A 24,650-nucleotide genomic window follows, 5' to 3' on the forward strand; every position below is an offset into this window, starting at 1 on the left:
CGGGACAAGCTCCCGGCTCGGCCGGCGCATCGGCGCGCCCTGCGGGGCGAACCGCATGAACAACCGGGCGACGAAGGGCGCGGCGAGCAGCATCAACACGACCCGGATGACTTGGGCGGCCATCACGAACGTCACGTTGGAGCCCGAGCCCGCGGCGGTGCCCAGCACCGCGTAGATGCCGCCGGGACTGGTCGCCAGGTAGCCGTCCAGCATGCTCAGTCCGGCCTCGTCGGCCAGCACCACACCCAGACCGGCCGCGGCGAGGTTCAGCACCATGATCAGAGCGAACGCACCGGGCAGGATCCGGCGAATCGCCCGCAGCGACTCGCGGTCGAATGCCAGCAGCGTCTGCCAGACGATCATCATGATTCCGGCCTGAACCAGCAGCATCGGAACGGCCAAACCGTGGATCAGTCCGGAGAACTCCAGCGCGATGGTGATCGCCATCGGCCCCAGCAGCCCAGCTCCCGGGACGCGTACCGCACGTCCGGCCGTCGCGCCGACCAGCACAATGCCGGCGATCAGCGGCAGGCCGAAAGACAAAGGCAAAGAAGAGGTTTCGCTCGGGTGCGATCCCTGTGCGGCGCTGCCGTGGTAGAAGACGGTCGCGACCACCGGCATGGCGGCCGTGATCAGCGCAACGCGCAGGTATTGAACCGCCGCGACGACGCGGTCGTCGCCGCCGAGGTCGCGTGCGATGGCGACCAGCCCGGACGAACCGCCGGCCACCAGAGCCAGTCCGCCGGTCAGCGGGCTGACGTCTTTGTGCAAACCGAGCAGCGCACCGCCGGCGACGCTGACGATCAGGGTGCTGACGGTGATCGCGATGACGATCGGCCAGTGCGAACCCAGCGCCGCGAACGAGATGTCGCGCACCATGAGGCCGGTGTAGACACCGAGCACGCCTTGAGCGGCCAGGCCCATTCCAGAAACCGCTTTCGGCGCGCACCGGGCCAGCGCCCAGGCGAAGATTCCGCAGCCGATGCCGACAATGGCAAGGTCGATGGTGTTCATGGCGTAAAAGGTCTAACACCGGCCTTGATGAATTCTTGAAACCCAGGTTAGGCGCCCTTGCCGTTGCGGGTCCGCGCGGCTCAGCCGGCTGAGGATCCGGCTCAGCGCTGCGGCGGGAAGTACATCTCTTGGCGCACGGTGCACACCAGGGTGCCGTTGCGGTTGAACATCGTGCCGCTGGCGAGCGCGAGCGAATCGGCGCTGCTGGGCGAAGACCGTTCGAACAGCAGCCAATCGGAGAGCACCGCCGGTGCGTGGAACCAGACCGAGTGGTCACGCTGGGCGGATTCACCGACACCGCCGCGCGCCGCGAACGCCGGCGGTCAACGTCACCGCCGACAGGTATGCCACCAAACTCGCGGTCAGCGCCGGATCGTCGGGAACGTCGCCGTCCGGTCGCCACCACATCGGTGACCGGGCCGGAGGCGCGTGTTCGGTGTCGACGATGCGGCGTTCGAACCAGCGCAGGCTCGCCCACCGGCCCTGGGTGCGCTTGTCGGACTCGGCCAGGTGTGGCGCCACCGGCGGCAACGCTTCGGGCTCGGGCGCGCGCGGAATCGACGGCTGATAGGCCACTTGAGCCGCGGTCGGGTCGGCGACCTTGAACGACGACATCGCTTCCATCAGGATTTTGCCGTCCTGCCGGGCAGTGACCCGGCGCGCTGAAAACGTCCGTCCCTCTTGCAGATCCACCACTTCGAAGTCCACCGGTCGACGGGAATCACCGGGCCGCAGAAAGTAGGTGTGCACGCTGTGCGGCGCGCGGCCGGGCGCGGTGTAACTGGCTGCCAGCAGCGCCTGGGCAGAGATGTGGCCACCCAGGATGTGGTTGGCGGGCGCGGGCAACTGTTGCCCGACGAACAGCCACTGGTCGGTCCGGGCGAGTTCCATGGTGGCGAGTACGTCGACGAGTGAGGAGGACATCGGGACGTATCTTGCCTGACGGCACTCAGCGGCTGAATGAACGCAACCGGCGCAGCGCCGGCGCGGACGGCTTCCCGGCGGCGGGCTGCAGCGTGGCGGTCAGTTGCGCGCGCACATCGTCGACGTCGAGATGCATTCCGATCGCCACCAGGGAGTTGGCGACCGCCCGCGGCGGCGCCTTGGCGATATGGATGGCACTGCCTACCAGGTTGACCACGTAGTTCCTGCCCGCGGCGCCGTGGCGCACGGCCACCACGCCTTTGAGCCGGAAGACGTTCGGGGGCGGCTTCTCCAGGAGGTCGAAGAGCGCATCGAGGTCGATGCAGCCGGTGCTGCTGACGGTGACGGCATCGGCGTGGACGTGATCGTGTACGGGTTCGGAGTCGCGCAGCAGCCCCAAGATCGAAAGTTGCCCGGGCTCTTGGTCGAGTTCCGATGCGTCGAACAGCAGCGCGGGATCGATCCGGCCACCCGTGGTGCCCACCACATGGACGCGCGGATTGCGTTGCGCCACCCGCTCTTTGACACGTTGCAGCAGCAGCGGGCGCTCACCCTCGGGCACCTGGTCGAGCTTGTTGACCACGATCAGCGAGGCGGCACCGTATCGCGCCGGCGGTACCTGGACGCGGTCGACGGTGTCGAAGTGGTTGACAGCGTCGACGACGTCGACAAGGCCGCCGCTTCGGATGCCGGGCAACTCGCTGAAACCGATGATCCGCGCGATCGTCACCGGCTCGGCCAGTCCGCTGGCTTCGACGACGATGGCATCAAGCCGCCGCGCCGGGTCCGCGAGCTTGGCGAGCACGTCGTCCAAACCGCCGTCATCAGGCAGACAGCAGATGCATCCACCGGCGATCGAGGCCGGCTCGTCGATCTGGCCGGCCACCAATCCGGCGTCGATGTTGAGCTCGCCGAAATCGTTGATCACCACGCCGATTCGCGTGCCGGGAGTTCGCAGCAGATGGTTGAGCAGCGTCGTCTTGCCGGCTCCGAGGTGACCGGTCAGTGCGATCACCGGTATCGCAGACAAGGCTTGTCCCTTCGCCGTTGGTGACCCGAGACTTCAGTCTGCAGGCACGGTAGCGGTGCCGGCCGATTTGCCCTTCGCACAGCCCCGACCGGGATTTTGTGTGAGTATCTGATGTAGCAAGGACCGGAGTGCGGAAAGCCGGGATGTCGGGACGGGAACTCGATAGGCTCTATGGGCACATCGGTGGTCGACGTTAAGGGGGCGACGTGTCGTTTCTAACCGTGTCGCCGGACTGGTTGACGTCGGCGACGGTGAATCTGGAGAGCATCGGTTCGGCGCTGAACTCCGCGAGTGCGGCCGCCGCCGTGCCGACCACCGGGCTTGCCGCTGCGGCTGCCGACGAGGTGTCCGCCGCGGTGGCGGCGTTGTTCGGCGAGTTCGGCGACGAGTTTCAGGCGATAAATTCCCAGGTCAGCGCGTATCACGCACAGTTCCTGCAAACGCTGGGCGCGGCCGCGGGGTCGTACGCTTCCGCCGAGGCGACGGCAGCGACAGTGCTGGATCCGTTCTTTGCGGTGATCAATGCGCCGACTCAGCTGTTGTTGGGCCGGCCGCTGATCGGTGACGGCGCACCGGGTACCGCCGCGAACCCGAACGGCGGGGCCGGCGGGATCCTGTGGGGCAACGGTGGCGCGGGCTATAACGCGACGGGGTCGGGACAGACCGGTGGCGCCGGCGGTTCGGCCTTCTTGATCGGCAACGGCGGACCGGGTGGTGCGGGTGGTCCCGATGGTGGCGCCGGCGGAGCCGGCGGCAACGCTGGGTGGCTGATCGGCACCGGCGGCAACGGCGGCGCCGGCGGGCTCACGGTCGGTGGCACCTTCCCAAGGGGCTACGGCGGCATTGCCGGCAGCGGCGGCATGCTCTGGGGCGCTCACGGGGTCAGCGGGGCCGGCTGGGACGGCAGGACCGTTTCGATGCCGACCGTTGCTGTCACCGAGCCGGTGGTGAATATGCAGGTGAACGGCCACGCGCCGACGCCGATCTTGGTTGACACCGGATCCGAAGGTCTCGTCGTCCAGATGAAAGACGTCGGCGGACCGCTGGGGTTGCTGCGCATGGGCCTGCCCACCGGACTCAATATCAGCGCCTACAGCGGCGGGTTGACCTATCTGTATGCGACCTTCCCGGCGACAGTGGACTTCGGAAACGGCATCGTCACCCCGCCCACCGGCGTCAATGTGGTGCTGCTCTCCGTTCCGACAACACCGTTCGCGATCGGCCAATACTTCAACGCTTTCCTGGAGAACCCCTTCGTCACCCCGTTCGACGCCTACTTCCGAACGGCCGGAGTCGACGGCGTCTTGGGTATCGGCACGAATGCCGTAGGACCGGGGCCGAGCGTTCCGAATCAGTTCCTGCCGGGAGACCTCAGTCAGGGTGTCCTGGTTAATATGCCCGCCGAGCAACTCCGATTCGGCCCCAACCCGCTGGTTAGCCCGGACAATATCGTGGTTCCGGGAGCACCCATATCCACGCTGTGGGTTGAGTACGATGGCCAACCTGCTGTAGCGGTCCCCTCAATCATCGACTCCGGTGGCGTCTACGGAACCATCCCATCGTCTGTGATCGGTTCATCAACTCTGCCCGCAGGCAAGACCATCGAGGTCTACGACAGCCCCGGCCCAGGCCGCAAATTGCTGTACTCGTTCGACACAAACAATTACCAGCCAACCGTGATCTCATCTGGTCTGATGAATACCGGCTATTTGCCGTTCTCACAGCAACCTATCTACATTGACTACAGCCCAGCCGGTGTCGGCAGAACGGTATTTACCGAAGAAGGATCCTAGACGCTTCTGCCGCCAAATCTCCTGTCGGACTGGCAATTCGAGGCTTGTCGGCGACACCAATTAGAGTCTTCCGCATGCTCCAGACCGTCGCGATCCGCGGCTACCGCTCGCTGCGTGAGGTGGTGCTGCCGCTGGGCCGACTGTCGGTTGTCACCGGCGCCAACGGAACCGGCAAATCATCGGTCTACCGGGCGCTGCGTCTGCTGGCCGACTGCGGTCGCGGCGAGGTCATCGGCTCGCTGGCCCGCGAGGGCGGACTGGAATCGGTATTGTGGGCCGGTCCCGAGCAACTCAACGGCGCCCGTCGGGAAGGCAAGGCGCAGGGCACCACCCGCACCCGGCCGGTGTCCCTCGAACTCGGTTTCGCCGCAGACGATTTCGGCTATCTCGTCGACCTCGGGATACCGCAGATGGCAGGGCACCGCAGTGCGTTCGCCCGCGATCCGGAGATCAAGCGCGAGGCGGTCTTCGTCGGATCCACCTTGCGGCGCAGTACCACGTTGGTGCAGCGCACCCGCGAATTCGTCGAAGCCACCAGCGATTCCGGCCGCGGGTTCGACGAGGTATCCCGTACCTTGCCGTCGTATCGCAGCGTGCTCGCCGAATTCGCCCACCCACAAGCGCTTCCCGAACTCGCGGCCGTGCGTGAGCGGTTGCGCGGCTGGCGGTTCTACGACGGATTCCGGGTCGATGCCGGCGCACCGGCACGGCAACCGCAGGTGGGTACCCGCACCCCGGTGCTGTCCGACGACGGCCGCGACTTGGCCGCCGCCATTCAAACGATCATCGAGGCCGGCTTCGACGACCTGACCCGTGCCGTCGCCGACGCATTCGACGGCGCCACCCTCTCGGTCGACGTCGGCAACGGCCTGTTCGATCTGCAGCTGCAACAACCCGGCATGCTGCGACCGCTGCGCGCGGCCGAATTATCCGACGGCACACTGCGATTCCTGCTGTGGGCGGCTGCGCTACTGAGCCCGCAGCGGCCGTCGCTGATAGTGCTCAACGAACCGGAGACCTCACTGCACCCGAGCCTGGTCGGTCCGCTGGCCGCACTGATTCGAGCGGCCTCCGCACACACCCAAGTGGTGGTTGTCACGCACTCCCGTTCGCTACGGGAGTCCCTGCAGAACGAAGACACCGTTGAAATCGAGCTGTACAAGGATTTCGGCGAGACGCGGATCTCCGGCCAGAGTTTGCTGACGACCCCACCGTGGGACTGGGGCAAACGCTGAATGTGCGCAAAATGTGCAGAACGTGCAACTATTGGAGACTATGGCCAACCAGTTGGGTCTTCGCGAGCGACGTCGTCGCCAGACCAGCGCCGACATCCGCGGGGCTGCGGTGCGACTGGCGCAGGCACGCGGCTGGGACCGGGTCACCGTCGAGGAGATCTGCACGCAAGCCGGCATCTCCACCCGCACGTTCTTCAACTACTTCCCGAACAAGGAAGCCGCGATCGCCTACGGCCCCTCGGACCTGCCGGCCGAGTTGGCCGACGAGTTCGTCGCCGCCGGTGCCGCGCCCTACCCGGTGGTGCTGGCCGAGTTGATCACCCTGGCGGCACACCATCTGCGTGACATGCCACCCCAGCGTGAGCAGGCCGTTTGCATGCTGGACCTGGCGAAAACGACCCCTGCGGTGCTGGCCGCGTTCCTAGCCGACTTGGAGCGGTTTCAGACGCAGTTGACCGACATCGTCGCCAAGCGTCAGGGAGTGCCGTCCGACGACGAGATCCCGGCGCTGATCTCGGCGCTGGCCCTGACGGCGGTGCGTTCGGGCATCGAACGCTGGTCGAGCAGTGAGCCGGAGGATGCCGGCGACACGCCGATGCCCTACGTCGAGCGCGCCGCTGCGCTGGTCAACAGCATCTTCACGCAGTGAGAGCGTGACCAGGATTACAGAAAGTTGCATCGTCTGCAAAATATGCAGATGATGTACGGGTGGTCCGGTTAGCACATATAACTAATGGCTCCGGCCCCATCGGGCTGCGTACCCAACGCGTCCTCTAGATCGCTTGTGGTGCAACGCAATTCGTCGTGCGACCGGAAAGGCTCACGTAAGTGCAGATGGCAAAGCTCGTGCGTAATGCCTGGTTGCCGCTGTTGATCGTGGCCGTCGTCGCCATCGGCGGTTTCACCGTCGCCCGGGTCAAGTCGTTCTACGCGCTCCAGCAGGAGGACACCTTGACCAGCTCGAAGGTCGACGACTCCAAGCCGTTCAAGCCCAAGGTCGTCAAGTACGAGATCTTCGGTTCGGCCGCCCACGCAAACGTGAACTACCTCGACCTCAGCGCCGAACCACAACGGTTGGACGGCGCGCCGCTGCCCTGGACATTGGTGCTCAGCACCACCGCACCGTCGGTCTTTCCCAACATCTCGGCGCAGAGCGACGGCGATTACCTGGGCTGTCGCATCACCGTCGACGACGAAGTCAAGGACGAACAAACATCCAACGGCGTGCACGCCCTGACCTCCTGCCTGGTGAAATCCGCATGAGCACTGCCACCCACGACGCACCGACGGACTCCATCCCGGTCGCCAAACACGCTGCACGCCCTGCGATCCCGCGTTTCATTCGTAAGTTCGCCGTGCCGATCATCCTGGGCTGGATCGCGCTGATCGCGCTGCTGAACGTCGTCGTCCCCCAGCTCGACGAGGTCGGCAAGCTGCGGTCGGTCTCGATGAGTCCCGATGACGCGCAGTCGGTGATCGCGACCAAGCGGGTCGGCGAGGTGTTTCAGGAGTACAAGTCCAACAGCTCGGTGATGATCGTGCTGGAGGGCCAGAACGCGCTCGGCGCCGAGGCGCACGCCTTCTACGACCAGATCGTGCGGAAACTCGAGGCCGACAACAAGCACGTCGAGCATGTTCAGGACTTCTGGAGTGATCCGCTGACCGGGGCGGGTGCCCAGAGCAACGACGGCAAGGCTGCCTACGTCCAGGTCTACCTGGCCGGGAACATGGGCGAGACGAAGGCCAACGATTCGGTCGAGGCCGTCCAGGCCATCGTCAAAGAAGTGACGCCGCCCAACGGGGTCAAGGCGTACGTCACCGGTCCCTCGGCGCTGGAAGCCGACCAGCATCTGGCCGGCGACCGCAGCCTGCAGGTGATCACGATGGCGACCTTCGTCGTGATCATCGCCATGCTGCTGATGGTCTACCGTTCGATCGTCACGGTGCTGCTCACGCTGGCGATGGTCGTGTTCGAATTGGCCGCCGCACGCGGCGCGGTCGCCTTCCTGGGCTACCACCAGATCATCGGGCTGTCCACGTTCGCCTGCAACCTGTTGGTCACGTTGGCGATCGCGGCCGCGACCGACTACGCGATCTTCCTGATCGGCCGATATCAGGAAGCCAGGTCGGTCGGCGAATCACGAGAAGACGCCTACTACACCATGTTCCACGGCACCGCCCACGTGGTGCTCGGGTCCGGCCTCACCATCGCCGGTGCCACCTTCTGCCTGCACTTCACCAACCTGCCGTACTTCCAGACGCTGGGTGTCCCGCTGGCCATCGGCATGGTGGTGGTGGTGCTCGCGGCGCTGACGCTCGGCCCCGCGGTCATCTCGGTGGCGTCGCGCTTCCGGCAGACGCTGGAACCCAAGCGCGCGCAGCGGATTCGCGGTTGGCGCAAGATCGGCGCACTCGTCGTCCGCTGGCCCGGCCCGGTCCTGGTCGTCACCATCGGCATCGCGCTGATCGGCCTGCTCACCCTGCCCGGGTACCGGACCAACTACAACGACCGCAACTATCTGCCCGCCGACCTGCCCGCCAACGCCGGCTACGCCGCCGCCGACCGCCACTTCTCCAAGGCGCGGATGAACCCCGAATTGCTGATGATCGAAAGCGATCACGATCTGCGCAATTCCGCGGACTTCCTGGTCATCGACAAGATCGCGAAGGCCATCTTCCGGGTGCCGGGCATCAGTCGAGTGCAGGCCATCACCCGGCCCGAGGGCACGCCGATCGAGCACACCTCGATCCCGTTCCAGATCAGCATGCAGGGCGTCAGTCAGCAGATGACGCAGAAGTATCAAGAAGACCAGATCGCCGACATGCTCAAGCAGTCCGAAGAGATGCAGACGACCATCAACAGCATGGTCGAGATGCAGGACATCACCGCGCAGATGACCAATGACATGCACATCATGGTCGGCAAGATGAAGAGCATGACCATGGACGTCGCCGAATTGCGCGACCACATGGCCGATTTCGAGGACTTCTTCCGGCCGATCCGCTCCTACTTCTACTGGGAGAAGCACTGCTACGACATTCCGGTGTGTTTCTCGCTGCGGTCGGTCTTCGACGCCCTGGACGGCGTCGACACGATGACCGACGACATCCAGAGCCTGATCCCCGTCATGGAGCACCTGGACACGCTGATGCCGCGGATGAACGCGCTGATGCCCGAGATGATCCAGAACATGAAGAACATGAAAACCATGATGCTGACCATGTATTCGACCCAGAAGGGGCTGCTGGAACAGCAGCAGCGGGCACAGCGCGACTCCTCCGCCATGGGCAGGGCATTTGATGCGTCCAAGAACGACGACTCGTTCTATCTGCCGCCGGAGACCTTCGACAACCCCGAATTCAAGAAGGGGATGAAGAACTTCATCTCCCCCGACGGCCACGCCGTGCGCTTCATCATCAGCCACGACGGCGATCCGATGTCCGCAGAAGGCATTTCGCACATTGACGCGATCAAGAAGGCCGCCTACGAGTCGCTCAAGGGCACCCCGATGGAGGGCTCCAAGATCCTGCTCGGTGGCACCGCGGCCACCTTCAAGGACATGCAGGAAGGCAGCAACTACGACCTGCTGATCGCCGGGATCGCGTCGATGTGCCTGATTTTCATCATCATGCTGATCCTGACCCGCAGCGTGGTGGCCTCGGCGGTCATCGTGGGCACCGTATTGCTTTCCCTCGGTGCGTCTTTCGGGCTTTCGGTACTGATCTGGCAGCACCTCATCGGCATCGAACTGCACTGGATGGTGCTGGCCATGTCGGTGATCATCCTGCTGGCCGTGGGTGCCGACTACAACCTGCTGCTGGTGTCCCGGTTCAAAGAGGAGATCCATGCCGGGCTGAACACCGGGATCATCCGGGCTATGGGCGGAACAGGTTCGGTGGTCACCTCGGCGGGCCTGGTGTTCGCGTTCACGATGATGACGATGGCGGTCAGCGAGCTGACGGTCATCGGCCAGGTGGGCACCACGATCGGGCTGGGTCTGTTGTTCGACACCCTGATCGTGCGATCGCTGATGACACCGTCGATCGCGGCATTGCTGGGCAAGTGGTTCTGGTGGCCGCAACGGGTCCGGCAGCGGCCGGTCCCCTCCCCCTGGCCGTCCGGGAACGCCCGAAGCACGGAGAAAACCGAAGCGCTGACGTCGGTTTGACCCCAGTATGTCAGCGGGGCGAGGCCGCGGGGATGCCGAGTTCCTCGGCCGCAGCCAGCATTCGGACGTCATACGTGATGACGGTGCGCAGATCGTCGCGGGCCCGTTGTGCGGATACGAGGTGAATCGCGTCGAGACTGCGGAGTCGCACAGGTTGTAGAACGCCGGCGTCGTCGAGCAGTCGCGGACTCAAGACGACCAGGTCCAGACCTTCCAACAACCGCTTCGCGTCGGCCACCGCTCGAGAACCGGACGGACCGACCGCGCGAATCAGTTCGGTGCGCGCCAGAGCCGACGAAAACAGGTTGTCGTCGGTGTGATTGCGCAAATAATCACGCAGCGAATCGGTTTCGTTTTCCCGAACGACGAGTTTGACCAACGCCGAGGTATCGAGATAGATCCGCATCGGCGCTAGCGCTCGTCCTCGCGCAGTCGCTCGAGGGCTTCGGAGCCGCTGTGCGGGTAGTCGCGGGGGACGACTTCGTCGACATCGAGCGCACGTGTCGCGCGGACAACCTCACCCGCGCCGATCAAGTCTTCCCAAGGATCACCCGATATCGGGACCAGACGAGCAACTGGGTTGCCGCGATCAGTGATCTCGATTGACTCTCCTGATGCGACCGCCTTCAAGTACGTGCTGGCGTTTTGCCGCAGCTCACGTACCCCGATCGAGCGCATGTGCTACACAGTAGCACATTGCAGGCACCTCGAACGGTACATTTACTCCACGACGTCGAAGACCGCCGCGGCCGAGGTGACCGCCTTGTCCGCGTTGCCCTCGTCGTGCAGCAGCATCCGCACCCCCACCCGGCCGGACCCGCCCCGGTGCGCGGTGCCGTCGACGCGGAACGGGCCGACCTTGCCACGCGACATGAACATCACATGCCAGCTGACCACCTGCAGCTTGCGGGTCCCGGCGAGGTCGGCGGCGAAATCTGTTGCCGCCGTTTCGAGTACGACGTGCTGCGGGCCGATGTGCAGCGCCGCATCCGGTGAGGCGTACTCGACGCTCAGCGGCGGCAACACCCAGTGCCCGTCGTCGCGCTTGGCGGCACCGAACGCCTGCCACAGCGGCGGCAGGTCCGGCGAGTCCTCGATCACGAGTTCGGTGCCCGAAACATCCATCCGGTCAAGACCTTCCGGCGGAATGCCGATGATCGCGCCCTGCCCTTCGTTGAACGCGATCACCCGGTCGGGGTTGTCGGCGTCGACGATCTTGCACCGGCCGTACCCCATGGTGCGGCCCTGGTGCACGATGCCGGAATCGGCGATCTCGATCCGGGACACGTCGTATCCGGGGTCCACGATCTGCACCGACGCGATGACCGGGTTGGGCACCGCCACCATGTCGGTCTGGCAGCCTTCCGGCGACGAGATGGCAAGCGGGGCAACCAGGATGCCGCCGGCTTCGTTGCGCATGTCCCGGCGGATGGTCACCGTGTTGTCGACGTCGCCGAGGTCCATCGAGGAATGCTTGCGGCCGATGTAGCGGTAGCTGAGCAGACCGGTCCAGCGCCGGTACAGCTCGTCGCGGTAGGCGTCGGTGTCGTCGGCCAACTCGCGGATGTCGCGCAGTCGTTCGGTCACTGCTGTTCCTTCTTCCCGCAACAGTGCTGTGACTGCGGACTGTAACAGTAATGCTGAGCGACTGTACAGCGTCTTTGGCGCGCGTCGTGGCCGCTCGGCTTCGCGGTATGGACAGGCGGTTCGCCCGGCCGGATTCGACGTTTGTACAGCTGTGCACCGGGTATCTGACTGCGGGCGTTGAGCACGAGCGCCTGTCGCGGCGCGCCATTGTTGTCGTCGCAGGCGGACCTTTTGTGTCGGGCACATCCACTCTGACGGCTCCGGCTACCGCGTAGCTGCCAACAGCGGAGAGGGGGACACCTTGATTGACGCGAGCCCACGAAACCTTTATTCCGCGATGGCGGAACGCGTCCGAGCCGTGTGCGAGCGGTACAGCGACGACCTCCATGCGTGTGGTAGCGAACTGGTCGACGCTGCCGTCGATTTCGTTCCGGGCGCGCAGCATGCCGGCATCACACTCATCCGCCGCCGGGGGCAGTTGCAGACGGTCGCCGCGAACGGCACGTATCCCGCCGTGCTGGACAACTTGCAGAAGCGTGCCGGGCAGGGACCATGCCTGGATGCCGTTCGCAGCCGCGTTCCCGTCCACGTCGACGACTTGACGAGCGATCCGAGATGGCCGCTGTTGCGACGCGAAGCAGGGGCCAGGACGCCGGTGAAGTCGCTGGTGTCGGCGGGGTTGCTGCCCGACCAGTACGCGGCGACGGTGCTCAGCGTATTCGCCGAGCAGCGCCAGGCATTCGACACCGAAGCGGTCGAGATCGCCAAGATCTTTGCCGTTCACGCCGCACTGGCCTGGAGTACCGTGCGCACCAGGAGTCAACTCCGTCGCGCGGTCGCTTCCCGGGACGTGATCGGCCAGGCCAAGGGCATCCTGATGGAGCGCTACAACGTCACCGCGGAAGACGCGTTCTCGTTGCTGAGACGGCTCTCGGAGGACTCCCACATCTCCGTTGCCGAGGTGTCGCGCCGGATCAGCGTGAAGCAAGGGGCAGACAAAGCAAGCAAAATCGCGGTCAGCGAACTTAGTCATACCGACGGCGACCGCCGGCGACAGATGATCCGAGACGCCACCCGCTGTTAGCTATACAAAATATCGGCCTACTGTCACGCTGTGACGGTGGGACAAGACCAGGGGGTGAACCACACGGGCACCCGGACGGTATTCACCTTCTGCCGCTATTGCCTGGCCTCCTGCGGTATCGAGGTGAGCGTCGAGGGCAACCGGGTGCGCAGGATCTCTCCGGACAAGCAGAACCCGCACAGTTGGCAGGACTTCTGCGCCAAGGGTCGCAACGCCGCGCAACTCGTCGAACATCCCCGCCGGATCCTGGCGCCGATGCGCCGGGTCGGCGACCACTATGTCGAGGCGACCTGGGACGAGGCCATCGCAGACATCGCGGGTCGGATGAATGCGCTGATCGACGCCGACGGGCCGGACGCGATCGGCGCGTATTACGGCAATCCCGCGGCGTATTCGTCGTCGAACCTGATCTTCATGAACGGCTGGCTGGACGCCGTGGGCACCCAGAATCGTTATGCGGTGGGCTCGGTCGATCAGAACGCGCTGCACGTGGTGGCCGAGGCGATGTACGGGTCGTCGATCATGGTGCCCGTTTCCGACATCGACAACTGCGACTATTTTCTGTTGGTCGGCGCGAATCCGGCTGTGAGCGCCTGGAATTGGGTGGAGAGCGTGCCCGGCGGGTGGAAGCGTGCGCTGGCCCGGCAGAAACTGGGGGCCAAGATCGTCGTCGTCGACCCGTTGCGCACCGAGTCCGCCGACAAGGCCGATGTGCACATCGCGGTGCGGCCCGGCCAGGACTGGGCGCTGCTGCTGGGCATGGTCAAAGTCATTCTCGCCGAGGGCCTTGAACATCGCCTCGACTGCGCACAACTCGCCGCCGGCCTGCCTACGCTGCGCGCGCTGACCGCCGAGGCCGACCTTGACGACCTCGCCGACCGGTGCGGCGTGCCGCGTGCGCAAATCGAATCCACCGCAAGAGATTTCGCTACCGCCCGGGCGGCGATGGCGGTGACCCGGACGGGGATCTCGCTGCATGTGTCCGGCACCGTGGGCGAATGGCTGGGGCACGTGCTCAACGTGATCACCGGGCGAATGGACCGCCCCGGGGGTCGTCGCTTCGAACCCGGTTACATCGACGCGCTGAAACTTGCCGCGGCGGCCAAGCCTTCCGGGCACCGCAGCAGGTTGACCGGCCGGCCGATGGTGGCCGGCGCGCATGCTCTGAGCGAATTGCCCGCCGAGATCACCACCCCGGGGCCCGGTCAGATCCGCGCCCTGGTCATCAACTCGGGCAACCCGGTCGTTTCCGGCCCCGGCGGCGCGGCGTTGGATGAGGCACTGGGGCAGCTCGACCTACTGGTGGCAATCGACTTCGTGCAACGCGAAAGTCACCGGCACGCACACTGGTTGCTGCCCGCGGTGCACTGGCTGGAACGCGACGACCTGCTCGCGCTGACCAGCAATCTGCACGACGAACCCTACGTGCAGTATGGCGTGCGCGCGGTCGATCCACCGACGAGCGCGCGCGAAGAGTGGCGCATCTTCGTCGATCTGGCGTTGGCGATGGAGGTCCCGCTGTTCGGCGTCAAGGGCGTCAACGCGTTCGTCAAGGGGAGCCGCCGACTGGCCCGGGCCACCCGCCGCCCGGCACTGGCGTTCTCGCCGCACTGGATCAACCGGCTGATCATCGCCATGTCCCGAAAGGTGAACGGCCGCAGGCTCAAATGGCGCGACCTGTTGGCTCACCCGCACGGCCTGGTGCTCGGCCCCCGCGAATACGGCCACTTCTCGGCCGCGCTACGGACCGCCGACAAGCGGGTGCAGGTGGCGCCGCCGGAGTTGGTGGCGCGGACCCGCGAGTTGCTCGCCGCGGCGCCGCCCGAGCCCCCGGCCGGCTATCCCTTTCAGATCGGCAACCGCCGGCACCGCCACTCCATGAACTCGTTTCTCAACGACTTGCCCGGGCTGCATCCCGGTGGCAAAGGCAGTGTCGTGCTGATCCATCCGGCCGACGCCGCCGCCCTGGGCGTCAGCGACGGCGACCTGGTGCGGGTGCACTCCCCCACGGGTGAGGTCCGGGTCCGGGCCTCGCTGAGCGACCGGCCCCGACGTGGACTGATCGTGCTGGATCATGGTTGGGGCTCACGGGTTTTCGATCCGCGCGGCCGCGACGCGCCGCAGTCGTTCGGGGTGAACCGCAACCTGCTGATCGACGGTGAACCGGTGGATCCGCTGTCGCAGACCCCGGCGATGAGTTCGACCTATGTGGCCGTCGAACTGAGCCGGCAGCCGCCCGGACCGGCACTCTGATCGCGCTCATTCGCAGCACGCGTCCAGCCGGCACGCGCATGAGGCCCGGATCGGTACGTCGGCGCGGGCGGCGGCAAGCCTGAATTGCTGATCGACGATGCGGGCTTCGTCGTTGCGGCCCAATCGGTTCAGGCATTCGCGGTAGCCGTGCAGACTCCACACGTTGCCGGGATGCTGACAGCACCTGGCCAGCGTCGGGTCCAGCCCGAGGTCGGCGGCGTACACCGCGGCCGCCTCTTCGACGTGCCCCTGTTCGAGCAGCAGCGCCCCGTACGCGTGCCGGGTGGGCTGCATCCAGGCCCATGGCTCGTCATACGGCAGGGCGTCGTCGAGGTCGACGGCGTGTCGCAGGTGGCCGAATGCTTCGTCGTAACGCCCTGCGCGGTAGTCGATCTCACCGTCGAGCATGGCTGCGGCCACCGCCAGGATGTCGCGGCTGGTGTTGTTGAACAGGTATCGGGACTCCGGTATGCGGGCATACGCTTCGCCGAATGCGGCACGTTCTTCTTCGGCCTGCGCGAGCCGTCCGGTCGCCGCCAGCGCGATACCGCGCCCGTAGCGCATGGTGGCCGCGGTGGTGCAATACAGGTCCGGGTTCTCGGGCAGGGGTTGCGCGATCAACTCCGCCCAGCGACCGAACCGCACCAGCACATGGGTCCGAAGAGGCACGAACGCCTCCAACCAGTCGGCCATCGGCGGCGAGTCGATCGTCAGCAACTCCGGCGTCAGCTGCCCGGCGAGCTCGTCGGCGGCGCTAAGAGCGATTCGCGACTTGCCCTGGAACATCGCGGAATACACGATGAAATGCAGGTCGTGCGCGCGGTACAGCGAGTAGAAGTTCAGCGGTCCCGCGCGCTCGACGAATCGTCGATCCGCTTGCACGGCGGCAACATTGGCAGCCACGGAGTTGCCGTAGTCACCGCACAGCACGTCGATGTGGCTGGGCATGTGCCGCAGGTGCCCGGCATCGGGAACCAGGTCGCGCAGCAGGTCGGCAGCCGGCAACGCCACCTCCGGCGTCGGCGACATCTCCATCGCGTGCAGGTACAGGTGCAGGATGCCGGGATGTGCCCGGCCGGCCGCCCCGGCCAGCGCCCGCTCGAGAATTCCGCGGGCTTCGACTACACGCGAGCCCGCCGCGGGTTCCCCGGTGCTGGTGTCCCACAGCGCCCACGGGGTGACGTTGAGCAGTGCATCGGCGGTCAGCGCCTGGATGTCCAGGTCGTGCGGGTAAGCCGCGGCGAGCACTTTCATCGCGTCGGCATAGCCGACGGCCCCGGCTTCCAGCGCATCGGTGTTGTCCGGGTTGCCGGTGGGGAAACGAGCCCACAGCGCGCCGATCAGGCAGCGTTCGACCTCGCTGAGCCGCCCCCCTGCCGCCCGGCTTAGTTCGGCACGCGCACGAGCCAACGAGGCTTTCCGATCCAGCGGATCGAAGGCTTCCCAGGCTTTGTTGTAGTTGGGTCCGATCGAGTAGGCGATTCCCCAGCGGGCGATGGCCAGATCCGGGTCGGCCCGCAGAGCGCGCTCGAAGCAGCGGATCGCCTCTTCATGGTTGAACGCATACGCCCATACCAGGCCGCGGTCGAACCAGGTCTGCGACTCCGCGACTGCGGTCCCGACCCGACGACCGTAGCTGCCGAGGTCGTAGTACTGCTCGTCGGAAGTCATGGCCGACCCAGCCGCTCGACGATCACGGCCCGCGCGGCACGACCCTCCGGCGTGGGTGTCAGCGGATAGACGTGCAGCAAACCCGGCTGTTCGTGAAAATCGACTTCTACGCCTGCCGCAGTTGCCTTTTCGGCGAGCAGCCGGGCGTCCGGGTTAAGCATGTCGCGGGTGCCGGTGAACAGCGTGATCGGCCCCAGCCCGCTCAGTTCGGCCGCCAGCGGGCTCACCCGCGGATCGTCCACCGCAAGTTCGCCACGCCACCGCTCGGCGAACACGTGCAGGGCATCGCGGCCCAACCACGGGTCGTCGACGGCACCGATCAGCGGGTTGGTCAGCGAGAGGTCGACGACCGGCGAGATCAGGACGGTTTGCGGAAGGGTGACATGGTGGTCGTCGCGCAGCAGCAATGCCGCGGACAACGCGATCTGGCCGCCGGCGGAATCACCGGCCAGACACACGCTTTGTCCCGCGCTCATGCTGTGCGTCACCATCGCCACCACCTGCGGCACGACGTCGACGGCGGTGGCGAACGGCACCAACGGATAGATGGGAACGATCACCTTCGCGTAGGCTTCGGCTGCGATCTGCACCGCCAAACGCCAATGCTGACTGGCGATTTCGTTCACCCACGCGCCGCCGTGCAGGTAGATCACCGTTCGTTGGGACGGACCATTCCTGCCTCGCTTGGGTGTCAAGGTGTACGTGGGCCATCCCGACCCGTGTTGGAAGGCCAGCGATACGTCGCGCCGTAACCGAGGGGGCGGGCCGAAAAGCTGCCGATGCTCGGCGCGCTGCTCGATGTGCGCGCGGGCCGTCTCGGCGCTGGCGTAGGGGCGGGTCCGTCCCGTGAACCGAAGGAGCGCCGGCAGCGCCCGACTTCTCCAGCTCGTCACCCGTTCATCCTTCCCGAGCCGCTCCAGCGTGGGGTGCGGCGCTGCAGGAACGCCTCCACGCCCTCCCGGGCGTCCGCGCTGCCCATCACCAGGTGATGCAGCCGTGTTTCCAGGTCGGCGACACGGCGCGGGGGGTAGCCGTTGATCACGGTGTCCCACAGCAGGCGTTTGCTCAGCGCAGCCGACATCGGCGCCACGTTCACCGCGATATCGCGCGCCACCGTCATCGCATGGTCCAGGACCTCGACGGCCGGCAGTGCGCGCGTGGCCAGACCCATTGCCACCGCCTCTTTTCCGTCGAACGTTCGGCCGGTCAACAGCAAGTCCGCCGCGACGGCCGCGCCCGCCAGATGCGGCAGCGTCCAGTGCGACATGCAGTCCGGTATGACACCCCGACGAACTTGTGCCACCGCGTATTTGGCGTCATCGGCCATGATCCGGATATCGGCCTGCAGCGCGATCGTCAGGCCGATGCCGATGGCGTGCCCGTTGACGGCGGCAATGACGGGAGTGCGCAGTTCGAAAGCCGCGGGGTCGGTCGGAGATGCGGTGAAAGCGGATTCGCCCGACGGCGCATCGAACGGGCTGGTTTCGGCGGCAAAGTCGGCACCGACGCAAAACGCGTCCCCGGCGCCGGTGAGCACGATCGCGCGCACCGCGTCGTCCTCGTCGCACTGCCGGTACGCGCGGTTGAGCAGCGCGCCCATCTCGGCGGTGTAGGCGTTGCGTCGTTCGGGCCGGTTCAGGGTCAACAGCGCGACACCGTCCTCGATCGCGACGGTGAGATCGGCGCCCATCTACGGGAACTTACCCGGGTCAGGCGCTATCGTGGCGCAACGGTTGCCGCAATAGGGAGGGCGAATGGGAGCGGACGCGCGATGAGTGTCCAAACTTTGGACACCGACTATCTGGTGATCGGTGCCGGAGCCATGGGGATGGCGTTCACCGATACGCTGATCGCCGAGTCCGAGGCGCGCGTCGTGATGGTCGATCGGGCACACCAGCCCGGCGGGCATTGGACCACCGCCTACCCGTTCGTGCGGCTGCACCAGCCGTCGGCCTACTACGGGGTGAACTCAAGAGCGCTGGGCAACAACACCATCGACAGCGTGGGGTGGAATCAGGGACTGAACGAACTGGCACCCGTCGGCGAGATCTGCGCCTACTTCGACGCCGTCATGCAGCAACAGTTCCTGCCCTCGGGGCGGGTCGAGTACTTCCCGATGACCGAATATCTTGGCGAAGGCCGGTTCCGGACGCTGGCGGGCGACGAATACGTCGTCAACGTCGCGCGCCGCGTCGTGGATGCCACCTACCTGCGCGCCGTGGTGCCGTCCATGCGGCCCGCGCCCTACGCCGTCGCCCCCGGCGTCGATTGCATCCCGCCCAACGAGCTACCCAAGTTCGCGGCACGGGAACGGTACGTGATCGTCGGCGCCGGAAAAACCGGGATGGATGTCTGCCTGTGGCTGCTGCGCAACGGGGTGAGCCCGCAGCGGTTGACCTGGATCATGCCGCGCGACTCGTGGCTGATCGACCGGGTCACCCTGCAGCCGGGGCCCACGTTCATCAAGAAGTTCCGGGACAACTACGGCGCGACCCTCGAAGCGATCGACGCCGCGTCGTCGGTCGAGGACTTGTTCGGCCGGTTGGAGGCCGCGGGCACGTTGCTCCGCTTCGACGGCTCGGTCCGGCCCACCATGTACCGGTGCGCGACCGTGTCGCAACCCGAGTACGACCAGCTCCGCCGCATCGAGGACGTCGTGCGGCTCGGCCACGTCCAACGCATCGAACCGGACACCATCGTGCTGGACGGCGGGTCGGTCACCGCGTCCCCGTCGGCCCTCTACATCGACTGCACCGCCGACGGCGCGCCGGAACGCCCGGCGGTGCCGGTGTTCGACGGCGACCGCATGACGCTGCAGGCGGTGCGCGGATGCCAGCAGGTATTCAGTGCCGCGTTCATCGCCCACTGCGAGTTCGCCTACACCGACGATGTGGTGAAAAACGAACTGTGCGAACCGATTCCGCACCCGGACCGGGACGTGGACTGGTTGCGGCTCACCCGGTCGGATCTGCTGAATTTTTCCCGCTGGCTCGACGATTCCGAGCTGACCGACTGGCTCGCCGCGGCGCGGCTGAATCTGCTCGCCGAATTGTTGCCGCCGCTGTCGCACAAGCCGCGGGTGCGCGAGCGGGTGGTTTCGATGTTCCAGTCCAAACTCAATGCCGCGGGCGAACAGCTGGAGAAGTTGCTCAGCGAGGTCAGCAATGAGTGAGCCGTCCTGTCATCCCGATGCAGAGCTGCCGCTGGTCGACGTCCCGGACCAGGGTTACGTGTATCGAACCGGCTGGCGGCTGGGCACGTCCGACATCGACGAGCACCGGCGGCTACGGCTGGACGGCGTCGCACGCTACATCCAGGAAGTCGGGGCCGAGCATCTCAATGATGCGCAACTGGCCGAAGTTCATCCGCATTGGATCGTGCTACGCACGGTGATAGACGTCCTCGAGCCGATCGAGATACCCAGCGAGATCGTCTTCCGCCGTTGGTGCGCAGGGCTTTCCAGCAGATGGTGCAACATGCGGGTGCAGCTGATCGGCGCCCAGGGCGGCCGGATCGAGACAGCCGGCTTCTGGATCTGCATGAACAAGGACACGTTGACGCCTTCGCGCCTGTCCGACGACTGCGTCGCGCGCTTCGGCAGCACCACCGACGACCACCGCCTCAAATGGCGCCCCTGGCTCACCGCGCCGATCCACGACGCCGAGGTGATCCCGTTTCCGTTGCGCCGCACCGATATCGACCTGTTCGAGCATGTCAACAACACGATCTACTGGCATGGTGTACACGAAATCCTCGGCCTGGTACCCGAATTGGAGCAACGCCCCTACCGCGCGGTGCTCGAATACCGCAGTCCGATCAAATACGGCGAAGACCTGACCATCCGTTACCACGTCGGCGACGATGCGGTGCGCATGCAGTTCACCGTCGGTGACGACGTGCGCGCGGCCGCGCTGGTCCGCAGGATGGCAGCGCCCGACATCCCGTGAGTGATGTTCGCGGTCAGGCCCTTGATTGGCCGAGGCGTCAGCATCGCAGGGGGCGGCTTGCGACATGCCACGCCTTCGGGGGTGAATCCTCGGCGTTGATTGTGCAATGAGGGCTTTCAGGGTGAAGCCTGGCCGTTGATTGTGCACTGACGGCTTTCGGGGTGAAGCCACGGCGGAAGAATCGACGAGATCCCGCCCAGGCTTCACCCTCAACGCCAAGGCTTCACCCTCAAAGCCCAGGATTCACGCCGGACGCGACGTGACCGGGTCATGCCGTGGCTGGCAGCGTTGATTGTGCACTGACGGCTTTCGGGGTGAAGCCACGGCGGAAGAATCGACGAGATCCCGCCCAGGCTTCACCCTCAAAGCCAAGGATTCACCCTCAACGCCAAGGATTCACGCCGGGCGCGACGCGACCGTGTTATGCCGTGGCTGGCAGCGTTGATTGTGCACTGACGGCTTTCGGGGTGAAGCCACGGCGGAAGAATCGACGAGATCCCGCCCAGGCTTCACCCTCAACGCCAAGGATTCACGTTCAAAGCCAAGGATTCACGTTCAAAGCCAAGGATTCACGTTCAAAGCCAAGGATTCACGTTCAAAGCCAAGGATTCACGCCCAAAGCCCAGGATTCACGCCGCACGCGACGTGACCGGGTTATGCCGTGGCTGGAACGTCCGCGAGGCTTCCCCGGCCGGCCGGGGCGAGTTCGGCATGCGACAGCCGGTGTGGCAACACCGCCAAGACCGGGAAGGTATCGGTCGACGGAACGCCCTGCGGGTACGCGGCCCGCAAGAAGTCCACCATCCTGACCACGGCGTTGACCACAAACATGCGCTTCAGCTCCTTGCCCGAGAGGCATCAGGCATTCCCCGAAATCGCCTGGTCAAACATCGCGGCGCGTTCACATCCTGGCCAAATGGGTAAACGCGACCGAAGACGCGAAACAGGGAGGGTGTCTGATGGCAGCCATGGAGGTCGGCGACTTCATACTGCAACGACTGCGTGAGTGGCGGGTGGACAAAGTCTTCGCCTACCCGGGCGACGGGATTAACGGCCTGCTGGCGGCGTGGGGCCGGGCGGACAACAAACCGATGTTCATCCAGGCCCGGCACGAGGAAATGGCTGCGTTCGAAGCGGTCGGTTACGCGAAATTCGCTGGCGGACTAGGGGTTTGCGCGGCGACCTCCGGTCCCGGTGCGATCCACCTGCTCAACGGCCTCTACGACGCCAAACTGGACCGGGTCCCGGCGCTGGCGATCGTCGGGCAGACGAACCGCTCCGCGATGGGTGGCTCCTACCAGCAGGAGGTCGACTTGATGAGCCTGTTCAAGGACGTCGCCAGCGATTACCTGCAGATGGTCACCGTGCCCGAGCAACTGCCCAACGTGCTGGACCGCGCCATCCGCACCGCGCTGACCAGGCGCGCGCCGACCGCACTCATCATTCCCGCCGATGTGCAGGACCTCGAATATTCACCGCCGGCACACGAGTTCAAGATGGTGCCGTCGAGTCTGGGATTCGAACAACCCGTGGTGGAGCCGTCGCCGCAGGGTCTGCAGCAAGCCGCCGACGTCCTCAACGCGGGCGAGCGCGTGGCGATGCTGGCCGGTTGCGGCGCCCGCGGCGCGGTCGCCGAAGTCACCGAACTCGCCGACGTGCTGGGCGCCGGCGTCGCCAAGGCGTTGCTGGGCAAGGACGTGCTGTCCGACGAATTGCCTTGGGTGACAGGGTCTATCGGGTTACTGGGCACCCGCCCGAGTTATGAAATGATGCGCGACTGCGACACCTTGCTGACGATCGGGTCCAGCTTCCCCTACTCGCAGTTCCTGCCGCCCTACGGCCAGGCTCGCGGCGTGCAGATCGACATCGATCCGACGTTGATCGGGATGCGTTATCCGAACGAAGTGAACCTCGTCGGTGACGCGGCAGCGACCGTGCGGGCGTTATTGCCGCTGCTGCAACGCAAGACCGATCGTTCGTGGCGGGACAAAATCGAAGCCAACGTGGGTCGGTGGTGGGAGACGATGGCGATGGAGGCTGGCGTGTCCGCCGATCCGATCAATCCGATGCGACTGTTCGCCGAACTGTCACCCCAACTGCCGGACAATGCGATCGTCACCGCCGACTCGGGTTCCGCGGCGAATTGGTATGCGCGGCAACTGAAGTTCCGCGGCAACATGCGCGGGTCGTTGTCCGGCACGCTGGCCACCATGGGTCCGGCAGTCCCCTACGCCATCGGGGCCAAGTTCGCCCGACCGGACCGGCCGGTGATCGCGTTCTCCGGCGACGGGCGCGATGCAGATGAACGGGTTGGCCGAGCTGATCACTATCGCGCACTACTGGAGACAGTGGTCGGATCCGCGGTTGGTGGTGGCGGTGTTGCACAACAATGACCTCAACCAGGTCACCTGGGAGATGCGCGCGATGGGCGGAGCACCCAAGTTCGCCGAGTCCCAGACGCTTCCCGACGTCGACTACGCCGGTTTTGCGGCCAGCCTCGGGCTGGGGTACCCCACGTTGACCGATCCCGAGCAGATCGCCCCCGCCTGGGACCGGGCACTGAGGGCCGACAGGCCCACGGTGCTGGACGTGCACTGTGACCCGGATATCCCACCCGTGCCGCCGCATGCGACCTTCGAACAGATGAAGAGCGCCGCCAGCGCCGTGCTGCGCGGTGACGAGGATGCGTTCGGCATCATCAAAGAGGGCGTCAAGATCAAGGCCCAGGAATTCCTTCCACACCGGCGCAAATGATTGCCTCGCCATATCTGCTCAGCCAGAAGCGAATACGATCCTCGCGGTAGGGCCTGTGCCGTTGGCGACGTGACACAGCCCACAGGTTTGACCGCCACGGCATTCGGAAACACCTCACCAAGCAGGGGAAGCGTTTTTGGACCGGCCCTGTTGACTGAGCGCAATCGATCAACAGCGCGAAGTCGCCATGTGAAGCAAGTGAGCAATAGGAGGATTCATGGCGGAGAAGAGTGGCCCGCAGGAGGGCATCGAGGGTGTCGTCGAGGGCGTGAAGGGCAAGGCCAAGGAAGTCATCGGGACCGTTACCGGCCGCGACGACGTGAAGCGCGAGGGCGAGGCGCAGCAGGACAAGGCTGACGCGCAGCGTGACGCGGCGAAGAAAGAGGCCGAGGCCGAATCCGCCCGCGGTGGCGCGGAGGCAGCCGAACAGCGCCAGAAGGCCAACCAGTAATTCGTTGCTCGAAGCGAAAGGCCCGGTCCGCACGGACCGGGCCTTTCGTCTCAGTTGGCCAACCGGCCTATCGGCGTCTCGTCGAGTTCCTGCAGCAACTCTTCGGTGTTCTCGAAAACCGCTATAGCACCGGCGTTTTCGAGTTCTCCCCGGGACACCCCGCCGCTGAGCACGCCGATGCAGGCCAGCTCGGCCCGCACGCACGCTTCGACATCCCAGACCGCGTCGCCGACGAAGACAGCCCGCTCGGCCGTGACCCCGGCCTTGCGCAGGGCGACTTCCACGATGTCCGGCTTCGGCTTGGCGGTGTCGACGTCGTCTGCGGAGGTGACGGCCGCGACCAGGTCGTCGCTGTCGAGCACCTTCCGCAGCATCGCTAATTCGTCCGGTGGTGCCGAGGTGGCGAACACTACCTGGATCCCGAGGTCGGCGACCCGCTGCAGCAGCGCGCGGGCGCCGGGCAGCGGGCGCAACAGCGGTGCGGCATCTTTGTAGTAGCGCGTGTGCAGGTCTTTGAGCCGCGATTGCACGTCGTCGGGGGCGTCGTCGGACAACGACTTGACCAGTGTCGAGCCGTCCATGCCGATCGAACGGTGGACACGCCAGGTCTCCACGCCCACACCGACTTCGGCGAAAGCCCGCTGCCAGGCTTGGACATGCAGGTAATTGGAGTCGACGAGGGTGCCGTCGATATCGAACAGGACGGCCGCGCGGCCGTCGGATTCGTTGCCGGACAAG

Annotated in this window: 20 protein-coding genes and 2 pseudogenes; 11 read left to right on the forward strand and 11 right to left on the reverse strand. The window is 65.7% G+C overall.

Annotation, left to right across the window (positions count from 1 at the left end):
- The 3 genes and pseudogenes from AC5Y47_RS19600 to AC5Y47_RS19610 form a co-directional block, all read right to left on the reverse strand.
- On the reverse strand, positions 1-1,014 hold a 1,014-nt coding region (locus AC5Y47_RS19600; RefSeq protein WP_499945918.1), incomplete at its 3' end, for an AbrB family transcriptional regulator.
- Between the two features lie 101 nt (positions 1,015-1,115).
- Positions 1,116-1,938, reverse strand: a pseudogene (locus tag AC5Y47_RS19605) (acyl-CoA thioesterase).
- Positions 1,939-1,963: 25 nt separating this feature from the next.
- Positions 1,964-2,968, reverse strand: coding sequence for a CobW family GTP-binding protein (locus tag AC5Y47_RS19610; protein WP_499945919.1), 1,005 nt, complete (start codon positions 2,966-2,968; stop codon positions 1,964-1,966).
- 206 nt (positions 2,969-3,174) lie between these two features.
- Here AC5Y47_RS19610 and AC5Y47_RS19615 point away from each other — a divergent pair, with 206 nt between their 5' ends.
- From AC5Y47_RS19615 to AC5Y47_RS19635, 5 genes are all read left to right on the forward strand, one after another.
- Positions 3,175-4,761: a PecA family PE domain-processing aspartic protease gene (locus AC5Y47_RS19615; RefSeq protein ID WP_499945920.1), complete on the forward strand. Its 1,587-nt coding sequence runs from the start codon at positions 3,175-3,177 to the stop codon at positions 4,759-4,761.
- 74 nt (positions 4,762-4,835) lie between these two features.
- Complete coding sequence (locus AC5Y47_RS19620; RefSeq protein ID WP_499945921.1) at positions 4,836-5,996, forward strand: AAA family ATPase; 1,161 nt, start codon at positions 4,836-4,838, stop codon at positions 5,994-5,996.
- A gap of 40 nt (positions 5,997-6,036) precedes the next feature.
- Positions 6,037-6,645 carry a TetR family transcriptional regulator gene (locus tag AC5Y47_RS19625; RefSeq protein ID WP_499945974.1) on the forward strand — a complete coding sequence of 203 codons (609 nt, stop codon included), beginning with the start codon at positions 6,037-6,039 and terminating at the stop codon, positions 6,643-6,645.
- 185 nt (positions 6,646-6,830) lie between these two features.
- Positions 6,831-7,259: an MmpS family transport accessory protein gene (locus tag AC5Y47_RS19630; RefSeq protein WP_499945922.1), complete on the forward strand. Its 429-nt coding sequence runs from the start codon at positions 6,831-6,833 to the stop codon at positions 7,257-7,259.
- Positions 7,256-10,165 carry an MMPL/RND family transporter gene (locus AC5Y47_RS19635; protein WP_499945923.1) on the forward strand — a complete coding sequence of 970 codons (2,910 nt, stop codon included), beginning with the start codon at positions 7,256-7,258 and terminating at the stop codon, positions 10,163-10,165. The genes AC5Y47_RS19630 and AC5Y47_RS19635 overlap by 4 nt, the downstream gene beginning before the upstream one ends.
- Before the next feature lie 10 nt (positions 10,166-10,175).
- On the opposite strand, the gene AC5Y47_RS19640 is transcribed toward AC5Y47_RS19635, so the two are convergent.
- The 3 genes from AC5Y47_RS19640 to AC5Y47_RS19650 are packed head-to-tail and all read right to left on the reverse strand — an operon-like array spanning position 10,176 to position 11,752.
- A complete protein-coding gene (locus tag AC5Y47_RS19640) occupies positions 10,176-10,571 on the reverse strand; it encodes a type II toxin-antitoxin system VapC family toxin (protein ID WP_499945924.1) in 396 nt (131 codons plus the stop codon).
- Between the two features lie 5 nt (positions 10,572-10,576).
- Positions 10,577-10,843: a type II toxin-antitoxin system Phd/YefM family antitoxin gene (locus tag AC5Y47_RS19645; protein ID WP_499945925.1), complete on the reverse strand. Its 267-nt coding sequence runs from the start codon at positions 10,841-10,843 to the stop codon at positions 10,577-10,579.
- Positions 10,844-10,885: 42 nt separating this feature from the next.
- On the reverse strand, positions 10,886-11,752 hold the full coding sequence (locus tag AC5Y47_RS19650; protein ID WP_499945926.1) for a hypothetical protein: 867 nt from the start codon (positions 11,750-11,752) through the stop codon (positions 10,886-10,888).
- 337 nt (positions 11,753-12,089) lie between these two features.
- Here AC5Y47_RS19650 and AC5Y47_RS19655 point away from each other — a divergent pair, with 337 nt between their 5' ends.
- A complete protein-coding gene (locus AC5Y47_RS19655; RefSeq protein WP_499945927.1) occupies positions 12,090-12,836 on the forward strand; it encodes a GAF and ANTAR domain-containing protein in 747 nt (248 codons plus the stop codon).
- A 30-nt stretch (positions 12,837-12,866) separates the two neighbouring features.
- Complete coding sequence (locus AC5Y47_RS19660) at positions 12,867-15,089, forward strand: molybdopterin-containing oxidoreductase family protein (protein WP_499945928.1); 2,223 nt, start codon at positions 12,867-12,869, stop codon at positions 15,087-15,089.
- Positions 15,090-15,095: 6 nt separating this feature from the next.
- Here the strand turns inward: AC5Y47_RS19660 and AC5Y47_RS19665 are convergent, their stop codons facing one another.
- From AC5Y47_RS19665 to AC5Y47_RS19675, 3 genes are read right to left on the reverse strand one after another with little or no spacing between them, the layout of a single operon-like run.
- Complete coding sequence (locus AC5Y47_RS19665; protein ID WP_499945929.1) at positions 15,096-16,760, reverse strand: tetratricopeptide repeat protein; 1,665 nt, start codon at positions 16,758-16,760, stop codon at positions 15,096-15,098.
- Positions 16,757-17,653, reverse strand: a complete 897-nt coding sequence (locus tag AC5Y47_RS19670; RefSeq protein WP_499945930.1) for an alpha/beta hydrolase — start codon at positions 17,651-17,653, stop codon at positions 16,757-16,759. The genes AC5Y47_RS19665 and AC5Y47_RS19670 overlap by 4 nt, the downstream gene beginning before the upstream one ends.
- The gene (locus tag AC5Y47_RS19675) at positions 17,650-18,450 is read right to left on the reverse strand and encodes an enoyl-CoA hydratase/isomerase family protein (RefSeq protein ID WP_499945931.1); all 801 of its coding nucleotides are present in this window, start codon (positions 18,448-18,450) and stop codon (positions 17,650-17,652) included. Before AC5Y47_RS19675 ends, AC5Y47_RS19670 begins: the two co-directional genes overlap by 4 nt.
- A gap of 81 nt (positions 18,451-18,531) precedes the next feature.
- Between AC5Y47_RS19675 and AC5Y47_RS19680 the strand changes: the two genes are divergently transcribed.
- Positions 18,532-19,932 (forward strand): NAD(P)-binding protein, encoded by a 1,401-nt coding sequence (locus tag AC5Y47_RS19680; protein ID WP_499945932.1) that lies wholly within the window; start codon positions 18,532-18,534, stop codon positions 19,930-19,932.
- Positions 19,925-20,707, forward strand: coding sequence for an acyl-[acyl-carrier-protein] thioesterase (locus tag AC5Y47_RS19685; protein ID WP_499945933.1), 783 nt, complete (start codon positions 19,925-19,927; stop codon positions 20,705-20,707). The genes AC5Y47_RS19680 and AC5Y47_RS19685 overlap by 8 nt, the downstream gene beginning before the upstream one ends.
- Positions 20,708-21,361: 654 nt before the next feature.
- Here AC5Y47_RS19685 and AC5Y47_RS19690 read toward each other — a convergent pair.
- A complete protein-coding gene (locus AC5Y47_RS19690; RefSeq protein ID WP_499945934.1) occupies positions 21,362-21,538 on the reverse strand; it encodes a DUF3349 domain-containing protein in 177 nt (58 codons plus the stop codon).
- Between the two features lie 128 nt (positions 21,539-21,666).
- On the opposite strand from AC5Y47_RS19690, the pseudogene AC5Y47_RS19695 reads away from it, so the two are divergent.
- Positions 21,667-23,461, forward strand: a pseudogene (locus tag AC5Y47_RS19695) (thiamine pyrophosphate-requiring protein).
- 217 nt (positions 23,462-23,678) lie between these two features.
- Positions 23,679-23,912 (forward strand): microaggregate-binding protein 1, encoded by a 234-nt coding sequence (gene mbp1, locus AC5Y47_RS19700; RefSeq protein ID WP_499945935.1) that lies wholly within the window; start codon positions 23,679-23,681, stop codon positions 23,910-23,912.
- A gap of 50 nt (positions 23,913-23,962) precedes the next feature.
- Here mbp1 and AC5Y47_RS19705 read toward each other — a convergent pair whose 3' ends face one another.
- Positions 23,963-24,649 carry an HAD family hydrolase gene (locus AC5Y47_RS19705; protein ID WP_499945936.1) on the reverse strand — a complete coding sequence of 229 codons (687 nt, stop codon included), beginning with the start codon at positions 24,647-24,649 and terminating at the stop codon, positions 23,963-23,965.
- Position 24,650: the final 1 nt, after the last annotated feature.

Source organism: Mycobacterium sp. NGS22 (assembly GCF_059813095.1).